General features: G+C 64.7%; 4 protein-coding genes. 1 reads left to right on the forward strand and 3 read right to left on the reverse strand.

The genetic code is table 11. The annotated features are described in order from the left end of the window. On the forward strand, positions 1-183 hold a 183-nt coding region (locus tag ACXJKR_RS31430), incomplete at its 5' end, for a hypothetical protein (protein ID WP_457326193.1). A gap of 59 nt (positions 184-242) precedes the next feature. Here ACXJKR_RS31430 and cutA read toward each other — a convergent pair. From cutA to ACXJKR_RS31445, 3 genes are read right to left on the reverse strand one after another with little or no spacing between them, the layout of a single operon-like run. Beyond that, complete coding sequence (gene cutA / locus ACXJKR_RS31435) at positions 243-584, reverse strand: divalent-cation tolerance protein CutA (protein WP_457326194.1); 342 nt, start codon at positions 582-584, stop codon at positions 243-245. Further along, on the reverse strand, positions 584-1,225 hold the full coding sequence (locus ACXJKR_RS31440) for a hypothetical protein (protein WP_457326195.1): 642 nt from the start codon (positions 1,223-1,225) through the stop codon (positions 584-586). The genes cutA and ACXJKR_RS31440 overlap by 1 nt, the downstream gene beginning before the upstream one ends. Before the next feature lie 41 nt (positions 1,226-1,266). Then, complete coding sequence (locus ACXJKR_RS31445; protein WP_457326196.1) at positions 1,267-1,581, reverse strand: hypothetical protein; 315 nt, start codon at positions 1,579-1,581, stop codon at positions 1,267-1,269. Positions 1,582-1,782 lie beyond the last annotated feature (201 nt).

Genomic DNA, 1,782 nt, shown 5'->3' on the forward strand with positions numbered 1-1,782 from the left:
CCGTCGGTGCTGGCCGAGGCCGCTCTGCAAGCCGCTTGGCCTGACCTCCGCGGTGCCTTGCAACTTGGTTTGGCCTGCATGGGCGAATACGATTTCAAGAAAGACACCCGAGAAACCGGCAGCGGTGCGGCAAGCTGCTGGTACATGTTTGACGGCGACGAAGATCCTGGTTATCGCTGGTAGCCCTATGGCGCCATACCGACGTTTTTGTCCAGGGCAATTTGACTTGGCACTGCGGCCGCCTACGACGCATGCGTATGAGTCAGCGAAGTTGCGATCCAGCTTGCGTATTCGCTCGAAGCGCCTGCTATGGGCACGGCGAAGACTGCAGGCACTTGGTAGGGATGCAATTCCAGAAGCAGCGCCTCGAGCGCCGAATACAGGACTCGTTTCGTCTTGAACATCAGCCGCACCTCGGCCTCGCACTCGATGGCGCCCTGCCAGCGGTAGATGCTGCGGATGGCCTCGGTCTGCACGCAGGCGGCGAGGTGCTGCTCGACGGCGGCGCGGGCCAGGGCATCGGCCTGCTCTTGGCTGGCGACGGTGGTGAAGACGGCCACCAGGTCGGTGTCCCCGGTGTCCATCACCAGATCTTCCACCAGCGCTTGTGGGCCGGCGACGCGACGGTTGAAGCGCCGCCATCTGCGAGAAACCCCTCGCGCAGGGTCTCCAGGCTTTGCGGGTTGACGCTCCAGGCACCGGCCACCTCCATCACGTCTTCTTCATGGGCGTAGCGCAGGTCGTTGCGCTCCCAGTAGCTGTCATTGCCAGCCTCGGGGGCGTCAGGGTTGAAGAAGCGATGCCCGAGAGCCATCTCCTCTGGCGTTTGGCCGCCCAAGTCGATCTGGACCTCGCCGCTACAGCCGTTGTAGGTGTAGGCGCGGTTCAGCTCACCATGCGCCGCACGCGCCCACGCATGAGCCTCCACGACCCGGTGACTGGCGAAAAACTGCACCTCGACGCCCAGTTCGACCGACAACTGGGGCAGCTTGCTGGCGAAGACCGGTGGGTTGCCATCCGCCAGATCGAGGAAGCCGCTGCTCATGGCCAGCGTCCAGCCGTTGATGGGGGGCGTGATGAACACCTTGCCGCGATCGCCGTAGCCGGCCGCGATACCGGCCTCGGCGGTTGCGGGCTCGAGCTGCCTGAGCCCCAGGGCACGGGCCACCGCTTCGGTGTTTGGGTTGTGGATGGCGAACCATGCCGTCTTGTAGCCAAAGCTCATGATGGGCCGTCAACCCCGTGCCGAGGGCTGCGACGTTAGCGTCACTTCTTGGCCGCCGGCCTGTGGATCATCGTCCTCTGGAACCAGGCCTCGTTCATGCGCGACAGGAAGTCGGGCGTGATCAGGAAACCGCAGCCATCCCCGATCACGGCCTCGCTGCCACAGTGCGGGCACATGGCGGTCTGCTCGTCGATGGCCTTGGGGTCGTCCATGTTCTGCACCGTCAGTCCCGTCCAGCCGACGATGGCATCGGGCTTGAAGATCTGTACGCAATTGCAGCAGCCGCAGCGCTTGCTCTTCTCGATCTGGGCGTAGTTGTTGGTCGTGTAGCGGTAGGCGGCGAGCAGTTCGTTCATGGTGACAACGGTAAGGGGCGCGGATAGCTGGAGTGTGGGGCCGCGGCTGGGGGAGCGCCATCGCGCTTCTATGGATCCACCCCTGCAGGTCGGGGGCCGGAATGGGCGGGTGCGGCGCCCCGAAGCGCGCTGCTGGCGCCGTCACGGTTTGCAGGGCACCGCGAAGTCGACGTGGTAGTGCTCGTCATGCCTCACCCAGGG

Source organism: Roseateles sp. P5_E11 (assembly GCF_054049355.1).

Excerpts from the sequence above, each read along its gene's own strand:
- cutA (WP_457326194.1), bottom strand. The coding sequence starts at position 584 with ATGGACACCGGGGACACCGACCTGGTGGCCGTCTTCACCACCGTCGCC.
- ACXJKR_RS31445 (WP_457326196.1), bottom strand. The coding sequence starts at position 1,581 with ATGAACGAACTGCTCGCCGCCTACCGCTACACGACCAACAACTACGCC.
- ACXJKR_RS31440 (WP_457326195.1), bottom strand. The coding sequence starts at position 1,225 with ATGAGCTTTGGCTACAAGACGGCATGGTTCGCCATCCACAACCCAAAC.